The 18526-nt window shown below is 58.2% G+C and carries 18 protein-coding genes and 1 other RNA gene; 8 read left to right on the top strand and 11 right to left on the bottom strand.

Annotated features, from left to right (window positions below):
* Positions 1 to 76 precede the first annotated feature (76 nt).
* Both dnaK and grpE read right to left on the bottom strand, forming a co-directional pair.
* Positions 77 to 1999 (bottom strand): molecular chaperone DnaK, encoded by a 1923-nt coding sequence (gene dnaK / locus M2401_RS24245; RefSeq protein ID WP_259106656.1) that lies wholly within the window; start codon positions 1997 to 1999, stop codon positions 77 to 79.
* A 106-nt stretch (positions 2000 to 2105) separates the two neighbouring features.
* Positions 2106 to 2669, bottom strand: a complete 564-nt coding sequence (gene grpE / locus M2401_RS24240; protein WP_259106654.1) for a nucleotide exchange factor GrpE — start codon at positions 2667 to 2669, stop codon at positions 2106 to 2108.
* 273 nt (positions 2670 to 2942) lie between these two features.
* On the opposite strand from grpE, the gene recN reads away from it, so the two are divergent.
* A complete protein-coding gene (gene recN, locus M2401_RS24235; protein WP_259106652.1) occupies positions 2943 to 4616 on the top strand; it encodes a DNA repair protein RecN in 1674 nt (557 codons plus the stop codon).
* A 176-nt stretch (positions 4617 to 4792) separates the two neighbouring features.
* Here the strand turns inward: recN and fur are convergent, their stop codons facing one another.
* A complete protein-coding gene (gene fur, locus M2401_RS24230) occupies positions 4793 to 5200 on the bottom strand; it encodes a ferric iron uptake transcriptional regulator (RefSeq protein WP_259106651.1) in 408 nt (135 codons plus the stop codon).
* Positions 5201 to 5298: 98 nt separating this feature from the next.
* Between fur and M2401_RS24225 the strand changes: the two genes are divergently transcribed.
* Positions 5299 to 5823, top strand: coding sequence for an outer membrane protein assembly factor BamE (locus M2401_RS24225; RefSeq protein ID WP_259106649.1), 525 nt, complete (start codon positions 5299 to 5301; stop codon positions 5821 to 5823).
* Positions 5824 to 5931: 108 nt separating this feature from the next.
* Here the strand turns inward: M2401_RS24225 and M2401_RS24220 are convergent, their stop codons facing one another.
* From M2401_RS24220 to M2401_RS24210, 3 genes are read right to left on the bottom strand one after another with little or no spacing between them, the layout of a single operon-like run.
* Positions 5932 to 6243, bottom strand: coding sequence for an RnfH family protein (locus tag M2401_RS24220; RefSeq protein ID WP_259106647.1), 312 nt, complete (start codon positions 6241 to 6243; stop codon positions 5932 to 5934).
* Positions 6236 to 6670 (bottom strand): type II toxin-antitoxin system RatA family toxin, encoded by a 435-nt coding sequence (locus M2401_RS24215; RefSeq protein WP_259106646.1) that lies wholly within the window; start codon positions 6668 to 6670, stop codon positions 6236 to 6238. The genes M2401_RS24220 and M2401_RS24215 overlap by 8 nt, the downstream gene beginning before the upstream one ends.
* 7 nt (positions 6671 to 6677) lie before the next feature.
* Complete coding sequence (locus tag M2401_RS24210; protein ID WP_259106644.1) at positions 6678 to 8081, bottom strand: sodium-dependent transporter; 1404 nt, start codon at positions 8079 to 8081, stop codon at positions 6678 to 6680.
* 115 nt (positions 8082 to 8196) lie between these two features.
* Here M2401_RS24210 and smpB point away from each other — a divergent pair, with 115 nt between their 5' ends.
* Entirely contained in the window at positions 8197 to 8679 is a 483-nt protein-coding gene (gene smpB, locus M2401_RS24205) for an SsrA-binding protein SmpB (protein ID WP_259106642.1), read from the top strand.
* Between the two features lie 161 nt (positions 8680 to 8840).
* Here smpB and M2401_RS24200 read toward each other — a convergent pair whose 3' ends face one another.
* Positions 8841 to 9608 (bottom strand): FCD domain-containing protein, encoded by a 768-nt coding sequence (locus tag M2401_RS24200; protein ID WP_259106640.1) that lies wholly within the window; start codon positions 9606 to 9608, stop codon positions 8841 to 8843.
* A 332-nt stretch (positions 9609 to 9940) separates the two neighbouring features.
* Between M2401_RS24200 and M2401_RS24195 the strand changes: the two genes are divergently transcribed.
* The 4 genes from M2401_RS24195 (at position 9941) to ssrA (ending at position 15628) form a co-directional block, all read left to right on the top strand.
* Complete coding sequence (locus M2401_RS24195) at positions 9941 to 11635, top strand: lactate permease LctP family transporter (RefSeq protein WP_259106638.1); 1695 nt, start codon at positions 9941 to 9943, stop codon at positions 11633 to 11635.
* Between the two features lie 92 nt (positions 11636 to 11727).
* Positions 11728 to 14538, top strand: a complete 2811-nt coding sequence (locus M2401_RS24190) for an FAD-binding and (Fe-S)-binding domain-containing protein (RefSeq protein ID WP_259106636.1) — start codon at positions 11728 to 11730, stop codon at positions 14536 to 14538.
* Between the two features lie 281 nt (positions 14539 to 14819).
* The gene (locus tag M2401_RS24185; protein WP_259106634.1) at positions 14820 to 15110 is read left to right on the top strand and encodes a hypothetical protein; all 291 of its coding nucleotides are present in this window, start codon (positions 14820 to 14822) and stop codon (positions 15108 to 15110) included.
* A 126-nt stretch (positions 15111 to 15236) separates the two neighbouring features.
* Positions 15237 to 15628: a transfer-messenger RNA gene (gene ssrA, locus M2401_RS24180) on the top strand.
* Here the strand turns inward: ssrA and M2401_RS24175 are convergent.
* Positions 15607 to 16023 (bottom strand): hypothetical protein, encoded by a 417-nt coding sequence (locus M2401_RS24175; RefSeq protein WP_259106633.1) that lies wholly within the window; start codon positions 16021 to 16023, stop codon positions 15607 to 15609. The two genes, ssrA and M2401_RS24175, sit on opposite strands and share 22 nt — an antisense overlap.
* Before the next feature lie 108 nt (positions 16024 to 16131).
* Positions 16132 to 16482, bottom strand: a complete 351-nt coding sequence (locus M2401_RS24170; protein ID WP_259106631.1) for a helix-turn-helix domain-containing protein — start codon at positions 16480 to 16482, stop codon at positions 16132 to 16134.
* 101 nt (positions 16483 to 16583) lie between these two features.
* On the opposite strand from M2401_RS24170, the gene M2401_RS24165 reads away from it, so the two are divergent.
* Positions 16584 to 17012, top strand: a complete 429-nt coding sequence (locus tag M2401_RS24165; RefSeq protein ID WP_259106629.1) for a DUF6957 family protein — start codon at positions 16584 to 16586, stop codon at positions 17010 to 17012.
* A 132-nt stretch (positions 17013 to 17144) separates the two neighbouring features.
* On the opposite strand, the gene M2401_RS24160 is transcribed toward M2401_RS24165, so the two are convergent.
* Complete coding sequence (locus M2401_RS24160) at positions 17145 to 17996, bottom strand: TylF/MycF family methyltransferase (protein WP_259106627.1); 852 nt, start codon at positions 17994 to 17996, stop codon at positions 17145 to 17147.
* Positions 17997 to 18191: 195 nt separating this feature from the next.
* The gene (locus tag M2401_RS24155) at positions 18192 to 18437 is read right to left on the bottom strand and encodes a hypothetical protein (protein WP_259106625.1); all 246 of its coding nucleotides are present in this window, start codon (positions 18435 to 18437) and stop codon (positions 18192 to 18194) included.
* Positions 18438 to 18526: the final 89 nt, after the last annotated feature.

Raw genomic sequence — 18526 nt, 5'->3', positions numbered from 1 at the left:
GAGCAAGCTCCCGCGCGGCGACATCCTACCAGCCACCGCATGACTGCGGCGAACTGGCTTTCAAGTGAGCCTGCGCTTACTTGTGGTCTTTGACTTCTTCGAACTCGGCATCAACGACGTCGTCGGCGTGCTTGGCTTCTTCCTGAGCGGGTTGCTGGGCACCGGCTTCAGGTTTCTCGGCAGCGTCCGCGTACATCTTCTGGGCAACCGGTGCCGAGACCTTGGACAGCTCTTCGATCTTGGCTTCGATGGTCGCCTTGTCGTCGCCTTTTACAGCGGCTTCCAGGGCAACGACTGCGGTTTCAATCGCAGCTTTCTCTTCGGCGGTTACCTTGTCACCGGCATCGCTGACCATTTTGCGAGTCGAGTGAACCAGTGCATCGCCCTGGTTACGAGCAGAGGCCAGCTCTTCGAACTTGCGGTCTTCTTCAGCGTTGACTTCGGCGTCACGCACCATCTGCTGGATTTCTTCCTCGGACAGACCGGAGTTGGCCTTGATCACGATCGACTGTTGCTTGCCGGTCGCTTTGTCCTTGGCGCCTACGTGCAGGATGCCGTTGGCGTCGATGTCGAAGGTCACTTCGATCTGCGGCACGCCACGTGGAGCCGGTGGAATCTCGGCCAGGTCGAACTTGCCCAGGGACTTGTTCTGACCGGCTTGCTTGCGCTCACCTTGCAGCACGTGGATGGTCACAGCGCCCTGATTGTCGTCGGCAGTCGAGAACACTTGGGATTTCTTGGTAGGAATCGTGGTGTTTTTCTCGATCAGCGCGGTCATCACGCCACCCATGGTTTCGATACCCAGGGTCAGCGGGCTGACGTCCAGCAGCAGGACGTCTTTGACATCACCAGCCAGTACCGCGCCTTGAATCGCAGCACCCATGGCAACAGCTTCGTCAGGGTTGACGTCTTTACGCGCTTCTTTGCCGAAGAACTCGGTAACAGTCTTCTGTACCAGCGGCATACGGGTCTGACCACCGACCAGGATCACGTCGTTGATCTTGTCGATGTCGATACCGGCGTCTTTGAGCGCGATACGGCAAGGCTCGACGGTACGCTGAACCAGGTCTTCAACCAGGGATTCCAGCTTGGCGCGGGAGATCTTTACGTTCAAGTGCTTAGGACCGGTCGCATCTGCAGTGATGTACGGCAGGTTGACGTCGGTCTGCTGCGAAGACGACAGCTCGATCTTGGCTTTCTCAGCGGCTTCTTTCAGGCGCTGCATGGCCAGCGGGTCACCCTTGAGGTTCATACCGCTTTCTTTCTTGAATTCGTCAACGAGGTAGTCGATCAGACGAATGTCGAAGTCTTCACCGCCGAGGAACGTGTCACCGTTGGTTGCCAGAACTTCAAACTGGTGCTCGCCATCGACTTCAGCGATTTCGATAACCGAAACGTCGAAAGTACCGCCACCCAAGTCATAAACGATGACAGTGTGGTCGCCCTTGGCTTTGTCCATACCGTAAGCCAGTGCGGCTGCGGTCGGTTCGTTGATGATGCGCTTGACGTCCAGACCCGCGATACGGCCGGCGTCTTTGGTCGCCTGACGCTGGCTGTCGTTGAAGTAGGCCGGAACGGTGATAACCGCTTCAGTCACAGCCTCGCCCAGGTAATCCTCGGCGGTTTTCTTCATCTTTTTCAGGATTTCAGCCGAGATCTGTGGCGGAGCCATTTTCTGGCCGTTCACTTCAACCCAGGCGTCGCTGTTGTCAGCCTTGACGATCTTGTAAGGGACCATCTGGATGTCTTTCTGGACCACTTCTTCGTCGAAACGACGGCCGATCAGACGCTTAACCGCGTACAGAGTGTTGTGCGGGTTGGTCACTGCCTGACGCTTGGCCGACTGACCGACGAGGATTTCACCGTCGTTGGCGTAAGCGATGATCGAAGGCGTGGTGCGCGCGCCTTCGGCGTTCTCGATAACTTTGGCTTTGCCGTTTTCCAGAATGGAGACGCAGGAGTTGGTGGTCCCCAGGTCGATGCCGATAATCTTGCCCATCTTGATTACTCTCCCGAAACTTTGAATTTGGTTGCCGCAACTGCGTTTACAAATTGCGGTAGCTCTTTAAACGCATGGCCTGTTAATGGGGGCCAATCAGCTGATTTCAAGCCTTCTCGTCAATTGACGGCGTAGCAGGCGACGGTGCCTTGCTGACCACGACCATGGCCGGACGCAGCAGGCGACCATTGAGCTGATAACCCTTCTGGAACACTTTGAGGACACTGTTAGGCTCGACGTCAGCGCTTTCCTGCATGGCCATGGCCTGGTGCATTTCAGCGTTGAAGGGCTGACCATGAGGATCGATGGCTTCAAGCTGGAAGCGCTTGAGGGTGTCCTGGAACATTTTCAGCGTCAGCTCGATGCCTTCGCGCATCGGGCGGATGCTTTCGTCATCCGGGTTGGACAGGTCCAGACCGCGCTCCAGGCTGTCGATGATCGGCAGCAAGTCACCGGCAAATTTCTCCAGGGCAAACTTGTGCGCTTTCTCGACATCCTGCTCGGCACGGCGACGGATGTTCTGCAAATCCGCAGCGACGCGCAGAGCCTGGTCCTGTGCGGTAGCCAATTGCTCTTCCAGCACTTGCACGCGGGTTACCAATTCTTCGCCGGACGCCGCCTCGTTAGTTTGGTCTTGAGCCTGCGCATCCAGATTCTGTTCGTCAGCCATAGATTTTCTCCTTTCAAATACGTCCGCGAGCTCAACTCGCGCTTCTGCCCCCCTATATGGGAGCGGTTTTTTCAGCTTCAAGGGCCTGATACGGTTGAAGACCAACATATCCTCACAATATTTCCGGCCATGCTCGCCCGGGCTCGGAACGAACAAAATTACCCAACGGACTAAAAAGCAGCGCAGCTCAAGCAAATCGAGCTAAGGCCGGGCATTGTCAACGGCGAACAAAGCACTGTATAAATAACCAGATAAATCCATGGGAGCCACTTCATGCTGGTGCACCTTTCCGTACGCAACTACGCCATCGTCGAACACCTTGATCTCGAACTGGATCGCGGTATGAGCGTCATTACCGGCGAAACCGGCGCAGGCAAATCGATCATGTTCGACGCCCTGGGCCTGACCCTGGGCGATCGCGCAGACAGCGGAGTGGTCCGCCCCGGCGCCGACAAGGCCGATATCCTGGCCACCTTCGACCTGGCCGACATCCCCGAGGCCCGAGACTGGCTCGCCGAACGCGACCTGGACAACGACGGGCCGTGCATCCTGCGCCGGGTCATCACCGCCGAAGGGCGTTCGCGTGCCTATATCAATGGCACGCCCTGCCCCCAGGGCGACCTCAAGGCCCTGGGCGAGTTGCTGATCGATATCCACAGCCAGCATGAACACCAGTCCCTGCTCAAGACCGACACCCATCGCCGCCTGCTCGACGAATACGCCGGGGCCACCGACCTTGCACGCCAGGTACACCTGGCCGCCCAGCGCTGGCGCCAGACCCGCCAGGAGCTGGAACGTCTGTCCAACTCCGGTGACGAACAGCGCTCGCGCCACCAGCTGCTCAGCTATCAGCTGGAAGAACTGGAAAGCCTGAGCCTGGGCGAAAACGAACTGCAGGAGCTGGAGCAGGAACACAAGAACCTGACCAACGCCGAAAGCCTGCTGAGCATCTGCCGCCAAGTGGTGGAGCAGTGCAGCGAGAGCGATTCGGGCAATGTACTCAATGCCCTGACCGCCAGCCTGCACCGACTCAGCGGCGTGAGTAATTCGCCGACTGCACTGAACGAAGCCACCAACCTGTTGGCCAGCGCGCAGATCCAGGTGGAAGAAGCCGTCGGCGAACTCAATCGCTTCCTCGATCACTTCGATGCCGATCCGGCACGCCTGCAGCAGCTTGAGGAACGCCTCGACGCGATCTACACCCTGGCGCGCAAGCACCGCATCCAGCCCACCGAAGTCGCCACGCTGCAGCAGAAGCTGCTGGATGAAATCGAAACCCTCAACGCCAACGACGAAACCATCGAACGCCTTGAACACGAACTGGCGTCCTTTGCCCGTCATTATCAGGAAAAGGCCCGGGAACTCAGTGACCGGCGTCATCAGGCGGCAACCGGGCTGGCCAGCGCCGTGGAACTTGAGATCCAGCGCCTGGGCATGCCGGGCGGCCGCTTCAATATCGAATTGCGCCCCAACACCGGCAAGGATCTGCTGCCCAATGGCCTGGAACAGGTGGAACTGCTGGTCAGCGCCAACCCCGGCCAGCCCCTCAAGGCCCTGGCCAAGGTGGCGTCCGGCGGTGAACTGTCGCGCATCAGCCTGGCCATCCAGGTGATCACCGCCCAGACCTCGCGAGTACCAACCCTGGTCTTCGACGAAGTGGACGTCGGTATCGGCGGCCCTACCGCAGAAATCGTCGGCCAGTTGCTGCGCCGCCTCGGTGAACGCGGCCAGGTCATGACTGTGACCCACCTGCCGCAAGTCGCCGCCCAGGGCCATCAGCATCTATTCGTGCACAAGGCCCGGGACAGCGAAGCCACCCGCACGGCGGTATCCAAGCTCAGCAAGACCGAACGCATCGAGGAAGTGGCGCGCATGCTCGGCGGTATCGACCTGACCAAGGAGTCCTTGGCTCACGCGAAGAAGATGGTGATGGCCACCAAGGCCTGAAACAGAACGCAGCATCAGGTGGGAGCCGGCTTGCTGGCGATCGAGTGCGCAGCGCTCGCAAAAGCGTCAGCGCCTGATCTGACGATCATATTCGCGGGCAAGCCTCGCTCCAACGACCTTCCCCCAAAACGCACAAAGGCGACCCTAAGGTCGCCTTTGTTGTAACAAAAAAAGACTTACGCCTTCTTTTTACGCACGTAGAGCACGAGGTTGTGATCAACCAACTCGTAACCGTGCTTCTCGACGATCGCCTTCTGAAGCTTCTCGATTTCTTCGTCGAAGAATTCGATCACTTCGCCAGACTCCACGTTGACCATATGGTCGTGGTGGCCGCCGTCAGCCAATTCGAATACCGCATGGCCGCCGTCGAAATTGTGGCGAACCACCAGTCCGGCAGCTTCGAATTGAGTCAGGACACGATAAACCGTGGCCAGGCCAACGTCCTCGCTAGCTTCCATGAGCGCCTTGTAGACATCTTCTGCGCTCATGTGACGCTGCTCGGCGGAATCGAGCATCTGTAGAATCTTGACCCTTGGCAGGGTCACTTTTAATCCGGCTTTACGGAGTTCGCTATTTTCAACCATGGTCAGCTTTCTCGCAGACGCTGCTTCGCAGCTTCTCTTAATGCAGGTATGATCGGGGTTTACGTTGTCCCAGCCAAGATAGTGGAAGTCGCCCACCGATGCAAAACACCAAGCTCCTGCTAACCAGTTTCACCCTCGTGGGACTGCTCGCACTCGCCGGTTGTTCATTCCCCGGGGTTTATAAAATCGACATCCAGCAGGGCAATGTCGTCACGCAAGACATGATAGACCAGTTACGGCCGGGAATGACCCGCCGACAAGTACGGTTTATCATGGGTAATCCCCTGCTGACCGATACGTTCCATGCGGATCGGTGGGATTACCTCTATAGCCTGCAACCTGGCGGCGGTGAACGCCAACAGGAACGCATGACGCTGATCTTCAATAGCAACGATCAACTGGTCAGCCTGAACGGTGACTTCATGCCCGGCGTCAGCCGCGACGAAGCCATCCTCGGTAAGAGCACTGACACAACTGTTGCGCCAAGCGACAAGCCAGCGCCAGCAAAACCGGATGCACCGGCCAAACCTGGTTCGCTACTGCAACAGATCCAGAACGACGTGGACAAAGTGGAAACCGTTCCGGTCCCTGTCCAGGAACCACTGGATACCAATCCGCGCTGATACGTGGATGCACAGCAAAAAGCCCGGCATGCCGGGCTTTTTTGTGGGCGACAACAACCTGTGGGAGCCGGCTTGCTGGCGATCGAGCGCAAAGCGCTCGCAACGATTCTATTCCTCTGTACGCGCCTTCGCGGCCTTGGCCGCCCGCAAACGCCGAATCTCCTTGGGGTCTGCCAGCAAAGGCCGATAGACCTCCACCCGATCTCCAGCTTCCAGTACCCGCTGCTGCGGATTCCCGATCACCTTTCCGAAAATCCCTACAGCACACTGCGCAAAATCCACCGCAGGAAACTGCTGCTGAATTCCCGAAGCTTGAATCGCCTGACCAGCGGTAGAACCACTCGGCAGTTCGAGGCTGATCAACACCTGACGGTCGACGGCGGCATACACCACCTCGATCTCGATCAGCACCTCAGGCACTCAGCTCTTTCGCCCGCTGGCAAAAGGCATCCACCAGGGTATTGGCCGCCTGATTGAACAGCGGCCCCAGGGTTGCCCGAACAATCGGCCCGGCATAATCGAAGGACAGGTCAAGGCTGATCTTGCAGGCTTTGTCGCCCAACGCCTTGAAGGTCCAGACACCATGCAACTGGTTGAATGGGCCTTCAACCAGGTCCATCACGATGGACTCACCTGGCACCAACGTATTGCGCGTCTCGAAACGCTGGCTCAGGCCGCCCTTGGCGATCTCCAGGCTGGCGCGCATGTGCTCGTCACTGGCCTCAAGCACCGCCGCAGAGGAGCACCAGGGCAGGAACTCGGAATACCTGGCAACATCATTGACCAGGTCGTAGAGCGCCCGCGCCGGGTAAGGCAGCAGGGCCGAGCGTTGAATATGTGTAGTCATGTCAGCGTCATTTCCAAAGCTGAGCGGCAAAGACAACCAGAATGCCGATCGGCGCAACATAGCGCATCAAAAAGAACGTTGTGGTGAACAGCACAGGGCTGCGGATCGACAACTCGTCGCGCACCGCCTTCGTGCCCATCACCCAACCTGCAAACACTACAAAACACAGCCCACCCAGCGGCAACATGATCCGCGAGGTGAAGAAATCAATGACCCCGAAGAAATCCAGGCCTTTTTCCGCGCCCCATTGGTAGAGATGGAAGCCGCTGGCATCGTTCACGAAAAACTTGGCCTTCTGCCAGATGTTGAACGAGAACACCGTACCCAATCCAACAAACCAGCAGACAAAAGCCAACCAGAAAGTCACCCAGGCGCGGCTGACTTTTGTCCGCTCGACCAGATAAGCCACCATCGGCTCCAGCAAGGAAATCGCCGAACTCCAAGCGGCAATGGCCACCAGCACGAAGAACACTACCCCCATCACCTGGCCAAAGGCTACGTTACCGAACGCATAAGGCAAGGTGACGAACATCAGGCCAGGGCCTTCGCTGGGGTTCAACCCGGCCTGAAACACGATAGGGAACAACGCCAGCCCGGCCAGCAATGAGACGAAGGTGTCGAGCAAGGCCACGCCGACCACGGTGGAGCTGATCGACGCGCCCTTGGTCATGTAGGCGCCATAGATCATGATCGAACCCACGCCGACGCTCAGGGAAAAGAACGCATGCCCCATGGCCGGCAGCAGGCCATCAAGGACCTTGTCCGGATTGAAGTCGAACATGAAATGCACGCCTTCCATGAAGTGCCCGGTGGTCAGGCTGTAGCCCAGCAGAATGATCATCAGCAGGAACAGCAGCGGCATCATGATGCGCAGACTGCGCTCAAGTCCGGCGACCACACCCTTGGCAATCACCACCGCCGACAGCAGCATGAACGCCGTGTGCCAGGCGGTCAGGCGCCAGGGGTCGGCAATCACCGCGCCGAAATAGGCGCCGACCTGGTCCGGAGTCACGCCCTGGAAATCGCCGCGGCCCATATCGATGATGTAATCCAGGGACCAGCCGCCCACCACGCTATAAAAAGACAGGATCAGCAGCGCCGTGATCATCCCGGCAAAAGCGCCCCAGGACCAGCGCGCCGAATGCCCGGCTTCCAGCGCCAGCACCTTTAGGGCATTGGCCGGGCTCAGGCGGGAGCGGCGACCGATCAGGGTCTCGGCCATCATCACCGGGATGCCAATTAGCGCGATGCAGGCCAGGAACATCAGTACGAACGCGCCGCCGCCATAGACGCCGACCATGTATGGAAATTTCCAGATACTGCCCAGCCCCACCGCCGAACCCGTTGCCGCCAGAATGAACACCCAGCGACTGGCCCAACTTCCATGGACCGAAACCTTATCCGTCGACATCGCAACCCACGCCCAACCAAAAAAGAGCGCGCATTGTCCGGGATTCAATCAACCTGCTCAAGCACGCAGGTTACCCATAGCCGACAATGCCGCGACTCCCTATAATGCGTCCCCTATGGCTAAGCTCAAGAAACATCCCACAGGGACCATCGCGCAAAACAAGAAGGCGCGACACGATTACTTCATCGAACACAAGTTCGAGGCCGGTCTGGTCCTGGCTGGCTGGGAAGTAAAAAGCCTGCGTGCCAACAAGGTACAGCTGGTCGACAGTTATGTGCTGCTCAAGGACGGTGAGGCCTGGCTGATGGGTAGCCATATCTCGCCGCTGACGACTGCCAGCACACACGTCATCGCTGACCCGACACGCACCCGTAAACTGCTGCTCAACCAGCGCGAGCTGGAAAAGCTCATCACCTCGGTGCAGCAAAAAGGCTATGCCTGCGTGGCCCTCTCCCTTTACTGGAAAGCGCACTTGATCAAGTGCGAGATCGCTCTGGGCAAAGGCAAGAAGGAATACGACAAGCGCGATACCGAGCGCGAACGCGACTCCAATCGCGAGCTGCAACGCGCCGTGCGCAATAAGGGCAAGGACGAGTAGGCCTTCAGCTCAGCCCCGCAATCCGGTTTCATATCCGAATTATGGGGCGCCTGTTGTGGGAGCGAATTCATTCGCGAAGAGGCCAGCGCGTTCGACGCATCTTCTTAAGAGAACGACCTCTTCGCGGATAAATCCGCTCCCACAATAGATCCACAGCGACCTCACATCCCGTTACGCCGCTCCGCCCGGGCCGCGCGCTGTACCTGCTGACGCACCTCTTCCAGCACTTCCTGCACATACAGCAGATGCCGCGCCGACACTTCACGCGCGTCCTGCGCACGCCCCTCGATAATCGCCGAGTACAGCTCACGATGCTGATCGATCAGCATGTCGCGGGTTTCTGTGCGCTGCTTGTACATGCCGCCGATGTTGGTCACCACGTTGCGCTTGAGCAGATCGAACAGACCGCGAATGGTGTGCAGCAACACCGCGTTGTGACTGGCCTCGGCAATCGCCAGATGGAAATTGGCATCGGCCGCGCCCTCCTCCGTCCGGCTGACTTCATCAACCCGGGTGTAGCAATCCTGCAGGGTTTCGAAGGCCGCCTTTAAGCGTTCGCGATCCACATCCGTCGCCCGGATAGCCGCGTAGTAGGCGCAGGACACCTCGAGGGTCTGGCGAAACTCCAGCAGATCGCGCTGGGCATCAGGGCTGCTTTCCAGCAGATGCAGCAGCGGGTCGCTGAAGGTCGAGCCGAGGTTTTCCACGACATAGTTGCCGCCACCCTGGCGGCTGATCAACAGCCCCTTGGCCGTCAACTTCTGAATCGCCTCGCGCAGCGAGGGACGCGACACGCCGAATTGCTCGGCCAGTGCACGCTCGGCAGGCAATCGGCCGCCCGATTTCAGCGTTCCTTCCAGGATCATTCTTTCCAGCTGTTCGACAATATCGTCAGACAAACGGCGCTGACGCACCTGATCAAACCCCATAACCCTCACTCCACATCCCCGAAGAATTGCCGGGACCGCCTATTCTGGCTGATTGGCGGCGCGCAAGCACCCTCCAGATACCGCCACAGACCACCCCATCAGCTACATATCGACGAGCAACCTCGACCAAAGTTTGAGAGAGACAAATTGACACATCACAGACAAGGCTTTTAACCTAGCGACCAGCGATTGTAAATTGGTATTACCAATTATCCAATGCCAGTGTTCGGGGGACGGGCACTGCAAGACCTTTCACACAATGAAAGGCTTTAACTGGTCGACGCCCAAGGCGGACACCGGGCCTAACCAAAAACAATTAGGGGCCACCCCATATGCAAACCTGGCAGCAGATCTACGCACCGCTCGGCAGTCTCGGTCTCTCCGCACTCGCGGCATTGATCCCTATCGTTTTCTTCTTCCTGGCCCTGGCCGTGTTCCGGCTCAAAGGTCATATCGCCGGCACGATCACCCTGGCACTGTCGATCCTGGTGGCGATCTTCGCCTTCAAGATGCCTGCCGACATGGCCTTCGCAGCGGCCGGTTACGGCTTCGCCTATGGCTTGTGGCCTATCGCCTGGATCATTGTCGCGGCAGTGTTCCTCTACAAACTGACGGTCAAGAGCGGCCAGTTCGAGATCATCCGCAGCTCAGTCATGTCCATTACCGATGACCAGCGCCTGCAAGTGTTGCTGATCGGTTTCTGCTTCGGTGCCTTCCTTGAAGGTGCGGCAGGCTTTGGCGCACCGGTAGCCATTACCGCAGCGTTATTGGTCGGCCTCGGCCTCAATCCGCTATACGCGGCAGGCCTGTGCCTGATCGCCAACACGGCACCGGTCGCTTTCGGCGCGCTGGGTATTCCGATCATCGTCGCCGGGCAAGTCTCGGGTATCGACGCGTTCAAGATCGGCGCCATGGCCGGTCGGCAATTGCCCCTGCTGTCGCTGTTCGTACCTTTCTGGCTGATGTTCATGATGGACGGCCTGCGCGGCGTCAGGGAAACCTGGCCAGCCGCTCTGGTAGCTGGCGCCAGCTTTGCCGTGACCCAGTACCTGACCTCCAATTTCATTGGCCCTGAGCTGCCGGACATCACCTCGGCCCTGGTCAGCCTGGTATCCCTGACGCTGTTCCTGAAAGTCTGGCAACCGGCGCGGGAATCCGACGCAGTAGTCGTCGGCAGCGGCGGCGCAGCACTGGCCGGTGGCCCTGGCGGCAACTTCAGCGCGCCACGCAGCCGCGTTGCCTCGCCTTATACCGGCGGGCAGATCTTCAAGGCCTGGTCACCGTTCCTGATTCTTACCGTGATCGTGACCATCTGGACCTTGAAACCCTTCAAAGCCCTGTTCGCCGCAGGCGGCGCGCTGAAAGACTTCACCATCAGTTTTGTGGTCCCGCACCTCGATCAGTTAGTGATGAAAGCCGCGCCCATCGTCGCTACACCAACCGCGATGCCAGCGATCTACAAGTTCGACATCATCGCCGCGTCCGGCACCGCTATCCTGCTTTCGGCGATCCTGACGATGCTGGTCCTGCGCATCAGTGCAAAAACTGGTCTGACCACTTTTAAAGAAACCCTGATCGAACTGCGCTGGGCCATCGTCTCCATCGGCATGGTGCTGGCCTTCGCTTTCGTCATGAACTACTCGGGCATGTCGTCGACCCTGGCCCTGGTATTGGCGGGAACCGGCGCGGCCTTCCCGTTCTTCTCGCCGTTCCTCGGCTGGCTCGGCGTGTTCCTGACCGGCTCCGACACCTCGGCCAACGCCCTGTTCGGTTCACTGCAAGCCACCACCGCACACCAGCTCGGTATCAGTGATGTGCTGACCGTCGCCGCCAACTCCAGCGGTGGCGTGACCGGCAAGATGATCTCGCCGCAATCCATCGCCGTCGCCTGCGCCGCCACCGGCCTGGTCGGCAGGGAGTCGGATCTGTTCCGCTTCACCCTCAAGCACAGCCTGTTCTTCGCCACCATCGTCGGCTGCATTACCTATGCACAGGCGTACTGGCTGACGGGCATGCTGGTGCACTGATAGCCTCAGCCAAGGCGCCGCAGCCCGCCTGCGGCGTCCTCATTACTGATAACCGGGACCACCCGGAGTAAACGCCTGATCCTGGAGTAGCCATGAGCCTGCCCGCCGCCTTTATCCGCGAAGCCCAACGCCTGATCCCGGCGCAACGCCGCTTCGATGACCCGCTCTCGACCCTGGCCTTCGGCACCGATGCCAGCTTCTATCGACTGATCCCCAAGCTGGTGATCCGCGTCGAATCCGAGGACGAAGTGGTCGCCCTGCTGCAACTGGCCCAAGCCGAAAAAGTCCCGGTGACCTTCCGCGCAGCAGGCACCAGCCTTTCCGGCCAGGCCATCACTGACTCGGTACTGCTGGTGCTGGGGGATAACTGGAACGGTCGTGAAGTCCGTCAGCAAGGCGCGCAGATTCGTCTGCAGCCCGGTGTGATCGGCGCCCAGGCCAACGCCTGGCTGGCCCCGTTCGGGCGCAAGATCGGACCCGACCCGGCTTCAATCAACGCCTGCAAAATCGGCGGCATCGTCGCCAACAATTCCAGTGGCATGTGCTGCGGCACGGCCCAGAACAGCTATCACACACTGGCCGGCATCCGCGTGGTGCTGGCCGACGGCACGCGTCTGGACAGCGAAGACCCGGCCAGTGTCTCAGCCTTTCAGGCCAGCCATGGCGAGCTGCTTGAGCAACTGGCCCGCATGGGTCGCGAGACCCGCACCAACACTGAACTTGCAGCAAAAATCCGGCACAAATACCGCCTGAAAAACACCACCGGCCTGTCCCTCAATGCCCTGGTCGACTTCGATGAGCCGCTGGATATCCTCAGCCACCTGCTGGTCGGCTCCGAAGGCACTCTCGGTTTTATCAGCGCCGTGACCTACGACACCGTGCCCGATCACCCGCACAAAGCCTCGGCACTGATCGTCTTCCCGGACGTGGAAATCTGCTGCAACGCCGTGACCGTGCTGAAAACCCAGCCGGTCTCCGCCGTCGAACTGCTCGACCGCCGCAGCATGCGCTCGGTCCAGGACAAACCCGGCATGCCCGCCTTCGTCCGCGAACTGTCGGACAACGCCTGCGCCCTGCTGATCGAAGCCCGTGCTGCCTCGCAAGCTCTGCTGCATGAGCAGCTGGCGCAGATCATGGCCTCGCTCGCGCCCTTCGCCGTGGAAAAACAGGTCGACTTCACCGAAGACCCACAGGAAAACGCCCGCCTCTGGGCCATCCGCAAGGACACCTTCCCCGCCGTCGGCGCCGTACGCCAGACCGGCACCACAGTGATCATCGAAGACGTCACCTTCCCCGTGGAACAACTGGCCATCGGCGTACGTCGCCTGATCGAGCTGTTCGACAAGCACCACTATGACGAAGCGATCCTGTTCGGCCATGCCCTTGAGGGCAACCTGCACTTCGTCTTCACCCAGGGCTTCGACGATCCCGAGCAAGTGGCCCGGTACAGCGCCTTCATGGAAGATGTCACGCAACTGGTGGCAGTGGAATTCGGCGGCTCGCTCAAGGCCGAACACGGCACCGGCCGTAACATGGCGCCCTTCGTCGAACTGGAATGGGGCCGCGACGCCTACCAGTTGATGTGGCAACTCAAACGCCTGCTCGACCCCAACGGCATTCTCAACCCCGATGTAGTGCTGAGCACCGACCCGCAGATCCACCTGAAAAACCTCAAGCCGCTACCCGCCGCCGACGAAATCGTCGACAAGTGCATCGAGTGCGGTTTCTGCGAACCGGTCTGCCCCTCCAACGGCCTGACCCTGACCCCACGCCAGCGCATCGTCATCTGGCGCGATATCCAGGCAAAAAAACGCGCCGGCATCGACACCACCGAACTGGAGCGCGGCTACCACTACCAGGGCATCGACACCTGCGCCGCCACCGGCCTGTGCTCGCAGCGCTGCCCGGTAGGCATCAACACCGGGGAGCTGGTGAAAAAGCTGCGCAGCCGCGAAGCCCATCACGACAAAACCGCGACCTGGCTGGCCGACCACTTCAAGACCGCCCTGCAAGGCGCACGCTTCACCCTGCACGCCGCCAATGGCGCACGCATGCTGCTGGGCGCGCCACGCCTGGCAAAAATCTCCGCCGCCCTGAGCAAAGCCTCATCCGGCCGCGTCCCCCAATGGACCCCGGCCATGCCGCAGGCCGAACAGGCCATTCGCGTTACGCCAGTGGCGGACGATCAACGTCCACGGGTGGTCTATCTGGCGGCCTGCGTATCGCGGGTCATGGGCCCGGCAGCGGCTGATCGCGAGCAAATGTCGCTGCTGGACAAAACCCGCGGCCTGCTGGAAAAAGCCGGTTACCAAGTGGTGTTCCCGGACAATCAAGACAGCCTCTGCTGCGGCCAGCCGTTCGCCTCCAAGGGCTACAACGAACAGGCCGACGCCAAGCGCGATGAACTGCTCGCGGCTCTGAGCAAAGCCAGCCGCGGCGGCCTCGACCCGATCTACTGCGACACCAGCCCGTGCACCCTGCGCCTGGTCCAGGAGCTCAAGGACACCCGCCTCGACCTGTACGATCCGGTGCGTTTCATCCGCACGCATTTGTTGGACAAACTGACCTTTACGCCTCAGCAGCAACCCATCGCCGTCCACGTCACCTGCAGCACCCAGCACCTGGGCGAAAGCCAGGCGCTGATCGAACTGGCACGGCTGTGCAGCGTCAACGTGGTCATCCCCGAAGGCATTCACTGCTGCGGCTTCGCCGGCGACAAAGGCTTCACCCAACCCGAACTCAACGCCCACTCACTGCGCACCCTCAAGGACGCCGTGCAGTACTGCGAAGAAGGCATCTCCACCAGCCGCACCTGCGAAATCGGCCTGACCCGCCACGGCGGCATCGACTATCACGGGCTGGTCTACCTGGTCGACCGCGTGACCCAACCGCGCAGGACATGATTTGTAACGAGATTCTGTGCAGCGGCTGTGGCTGACCCTATCAGACACAACACAACCCTCTGAATCGAAGAGAGATTCCGTGGGAGCCGGCTTGCTGGCGATCGAGAGCGAAGCGCTCGCAATGAAGCGACACCATTCACACCCAGCGCAAAATAAATAGAACCCCTGCGAATCACCACAGTCATCTATGTAAGCCCCTCAACCAGACGGGGCTTAATTCTGACTTTGGATTCGGCCCTCATAGACCGGTCAAACCAGGTCCACAGGCCAAGGAGATACACATGAAACGTACCGTATTCGCTGGATTGTTCCTTACTACCGCACTGTTGGCTTCCCCGGTTTTCGCAGCAGACGACCTCTGTGCCGCCAACATTCAGACCATCAAAGATGCGCAGGTTTCGACCAACGCCAACCTTGATGCCGATGCCAAAAAGCAACTGATGAAAGCGGAGCATGAAGCGACCGCAGCTCAAAGCGCTGGCGACAGCAAAAAATGTATCGCCGATACCACCAAGACCATCAGCGAGCTGAAACTCGGCGGCTCGGGTTCGGACGGCGGCGCCACCAAGTAAATGCTGGCGCTTCAGTCGATAGGGGCTCTGAATGAGCCCCTATCGTGCCAGGCAACACGCAACACGGGTCGACGCAAGCCATTGATTGGCGTAGACTCCACGACCTGGCTGCTTCTGGCAGCCACTGGGGCCGATTAGGATTCGACGCCGGTGATGAAACTTTAGGTGCATGCCGACTTGGTAACAGAAGTCGTAAATCCACTGTTGCAACTACTTATAGTTGCCAATGACGACCATTACGGGGAACAAGCTCTCGCTGCGTAAGCGGCGCTAGCCTTCCTCCTGGTATCTTCGGATCCAGCAATCACTAGGGGATGTCTGTAAACCCGAAGTGATTGTCATATAGAACAGAATCGCCGTGCAGTACGTTGTGGACGAAGCGGCTAAAACTTACACAACTCGCCCAAAGCACCCTGCCCGTCGGGTCGCTGAGGGTTAACTTAATAGACACGGCTAAGCATGTAGGACCGACAGCGGAGTACTGGCGGACGGGGGTTCAAATCCCCCCGGCTCCACCAAACAGAAAAAAGACGCCTACGGGCGTCTTTTTTTGTGCCTGAAATCCAATGAATACCGGGGTTCCAGGGCTTTTTCGATCTTTTTGAGATTTTTTGAGTTCCGGCCATTCAGGTATCCCATACCGTATTCCAGCCCATCCGGTTCTAATCTTTGGAAGAAGTGACGGCGGCGCTGACACTTTTCCTATCTCAGCAAGCCGATACGACCGCAACATCTGCGAAGTAGCGCTGCTCCAACGATTCAACTTCTTACGGAGCGGTTTGCGAAAAGCTATTTCTTGTTGCTGGCGATCGTCAGCTCTGTCAGGCCGGTCGATGCGCTGCGCGGTTGTGCGGCCAACCAAAAGCGCCATTGCAATCGAGACAAACAAACCCTTCACTACTCCACTTCCCATGTGACGCTCCTTGTAGTGGCAAGGCATATTGCCATCCTGCAATCACTGAACGTAAGACTGCGTCAGAACTTCCAGGCACATAACCTTACCGTCTCACCCTCCACTGCTTCAGTCCTGCCGCCCCAGTCGATTCGTCAAACGCTCGACCACGTCGACCACCAACTGCCGATCCAACGCCGTCAAAGGATGCAGGAGCCGACTGATGCGGCTTGCCTGATCTTCTGGCCGATAGCTGGCATCGGTCAGGAGCTCCGCGACATCGCAACCGAAGATCATAGCGAACTCCAGCAGGCGAGCAACGTTGGGGATCACGATGCCTCGTTCAATACGCGAAACAGCTTCGTTGCCAACGCCCAGCCGCTCGGCCACCTCCTCCTGAGTCAGTCCGGAACGGATGCGCTGTTTTGAAATAGCTCGCCCTACCACACCTGCCAACTGCTTCTGATCTATAGCTATCACGACACCCTCCCAAATCAACCTAAATAGTTGGGCATCGCCTCGTTGACATGAAGGACCTTATAGGATGAAAATCACCCTTTAAGGTTGCATTGGAGTCTATTATGTTTACTCGCTACCCGCACGAGAAGCGACCAATGGATAGCTTCACGAATTCCCCAAAGCGCACGCTATACAGCCCCGCAGCGAGCGCTCAAGGCTCTTGGCTGGAGCCATCTGAACTGATGGGCATTGCGCAAAGCCGTTATCCGGGCAAGGTTTACCGCCCACTCAAGCACTGGATAATCATCGACGTGGTGAACGCCACGCCGGAAGTTGCAAACAGCCAGCAACGCGGACTTCATTCCGTTATTGTTTATGGCCGGCCTGCGGACACTGATGGTTCAACAAACCACGCAGTCGTCAGTGACTGTCCGATATCTTTCGACAGCTGCTTCTTTGAGACAGAGAGTGTTGTTTACATACTGATGAAGGATGGCTTTCGTCAAACCCTCGACAGCCAGCTTGTCGACATGCTTGATACTGCCATATAAAAACCCGCTCAGAAAAATGCCGAGCGGGTGCCATAGAGCGAAAGGAATAACTCCAGGATTATTCCGGGGACTCATCATCAACGATGAGATAACAGTACTGCTTAGCCCAAACGACAGAGGGGGTATAGCGGGTCAGGGTTTAATCATCAGCCCTTGCCCTGTTGGCAGACTAGCGATGGATATTTTCATTTTTGCCGCCCATTCATCCATGCCATCTTTTTGCGGCTGATAGCCGTAATAAGCATAGTCATCCAATAAAATAATGGCGCCTGGCACAAACCTCTCCCACAGATACTCAAGCGCTGCTACCTCGGGAAGAGTGCAGTTCAGATCGATATGCAAATACGCAATTTGTTCTGAGTCGATGTCAGCTAAGGTGTCGGGAATCGTACCCTGTATGACTTTCGCCTTTGGCCACTCTGAGAAATTTTTTCTCACCGTATCAATATTCGATGTGTAGACACCCTCCTCGACAAGTTTGCGATTTTTTTCCGCGACGCCACCCGCCCTCTCTTGATCGGACAGATACCTGTCATCGATACCGGCATAAGTGTCCAGCAGATAAAACGTCCTGCCGGTGCTATTCCAATCGAGGTCTTTCATAATGGCTGAACTGAGAAAGCCATAATTGACGCCGCACTCAACAAAGTCGCCGGCATGTTGGGCGGCAGTTCTTGCCGCCCACAATCCGATATGCACTCGCCAGAACCATTTATAGTCTGAACCGACCGCTTCGACACCGCGAGTATAAGCGGCGATATAGTGTTCGTCGCTCATGAAGTCATGGTTATGTATCGAAGATAGCCCGTCATAACTAAAAACCCCTTCGACCTTTGGATACAGCGAATCAGGGTCTCGCTTATAACTGCGATTTTCGCCACGCCCCCAGGCCAAATAATGTTGGGCTGGATCGAGCCCCGACATCCTGACATCGGGGTGTAGCTTCAAGTATTGCGCGGGAGAAAAATCTTCAGGCAAACCCATAATGGCTCTCGTCTAAATTCACATGGCTCAATGAGGAAGTGTCTTTGCCATCACAGAGCGAAATGCATTCAACCACTGATCGTGCATCCTGCATGACGGTCTCCTGTGCCAACAATAAAGACACCCTATAAGGTTGCTTAGCACCCTACAAAGACTATCACGCACAAAGGATGAATCTCAACCTTATAGGTTGACTTAAGTCGGTATCAGGCACGCTGCCTGATCGAACTGGGCGCCGCAGCGCAGACACAGGCACCCATAGCCGTTGAACTGATACTTCTGAAGGTCTGTGGCAAACGCCAGAGTTTCCGTATGGCCAGCCAGAAAGCTGGCGACGCCCCGGGCAACCCGCTCCAGAAGATCTTCGTCGTCAATAATAGGCGGGTCAGCAGGGACGTCGCGAATGCCCCTCAGAAAGCTGGTAATAGTGCCAATCATCATGACGGCCGCATTGGCTACATCCTTAGTAAGGACAGCCTTGGAACTACAAATCAGGCAACACGAAACCATGGTCGACATCCTGTGAGCAC

It is taken from the genome of Pseudomonas sp. JUb42, from assembly GCF_024807945.1.
Taxonomy (GTDB): Bacteria; Pseudomonadota; Gammaproteobacteria; order Pseudomonadales; family Pseudomonadaceae; genus Aquipseudomonas.
The sequence above is the reverse complement of the archived record's forward strand: the minus strand, read 5'-3'. Positions and strand labels throughout refer to the sequence as shown.

What these genes read in the sequence shown, in the direction of transcription:
- dnaK (WP_259106656.1), bottom strand. Translation starts at nt 1,999, where the DNA reads ATGGGCAAGATTATCGGCATCGACCTGGGGACCACCAACTCCTGCGTC.
- grpE (WP_259106654.1), bottom strand. Translation starts at nt 2,669, where the DNA reads ATGGCTGACGAACAGAATCTGGATGCGCAGGCTCAAGACCAAACTAAC.
- recN (WP_259106652.1), top strand. Translation starts at nt 2,943, where the DNA reads ATGCTGGTGCACCTTTCCGTACGCAACTACGCCATCGTCGAACACCTT.
- fur (WP_259106651.1), bottom strand. Translation starts at nt 5,200, where the DNA reads ATGGTTGAAAATAGCGAACTCCGTAAAGCCGGATTAAAAGTGACCCTG.
- M2401_RS24225 (WP_259106649.1), top strand. Translation starts at nt 5,299, where the DNA reads ATGCAAAACACCAAGCTCCTGCTAACCAGTTTCACCCTCGTGGGACTG.
- M2401_RS24215 (WP_259106646.1), bottom strand. Translation starts at nt 6,670, where the DNA reads ATGACTACACATATTCAACGCTCGGCCCTGCTGCCTTACCCGGCGCGG.
- M2401_RS24210 (WP_259106644.1), bottom strand. Translation starts at nt 8,081, where the DNA reads ATGTCGACGGATAAGGTTTCGGTCCATGGAAGTTGGGCCAGTCGCTGG.
- smpB (WP_259106642.1), top strand. Translation starts at nt 8,197, where the DNA reads ATGGCTAAGCTCAAGAAACATCCCACAGGGACCATCGCGCAAAACAAG.
- M2401_RS24200 (WP_259106640.1), bottom strand. Translation starts at nt 9,608, where the DNA reads ATGGGGTTTGATCAGGTGCGTCAGCGCCGTTTGTCTGACGATATTGTC.
- M2401_RS24195 (WP_259106638.1), top strand. Translation starts at nt 9,941, where the DNA reads ATGCAAACCTGGCAGCAGATCTACGCACCGCTCGGCAGTCTCGGTCTC.
- M2401_RS24190 (WP_259106636.1), top strand. Translation starts at nt 11,728, where the DNA reads ATGAGCCTGCCCGCCGCCTTTATCCGCGAAGCCCAACGCCTGATCCCG.
- M2401_RS24185 (WP_259106634.1), top strand. Translation starts at nt 14,820, where the DNA reads ATGAAACGTACCGTATTCGCTGGATTGTTCCTTACTACCGCACTGTTG.
- M2401_RS24175 (WP_259106633.1), bottom strand. Translation starts at nt 16,023, where the DNA reads ATGGGAAGTGGAGTAGTGAAGGGTTTGTTTGTCTCGATTGCAATGGCG.
- M2401_RS24165 (WP_259106629.1), top strand. Translation starts at nt 16,584, where the DNA reads ATGTTTACTCGCTACCCGCACGAGAAGCGACCAATGGATAGCTTCACG.
- M2401_RS24160 (WP_259106627.1), bottom strand. Translation starts at nt 17,996, where the DNA reads ATGGGTTTGCCTGAAGATTTTTCTCCCGCGCAATACTTGAAGCTACAC.
- M2401_RS24155 (WP_259106625.1), bottom strand. Translation starts at nt 18,437, where the DNA reads ATGATGATTGGCACTATTACCAGCTTTCTGAGGGGCATTCGCGACGTC.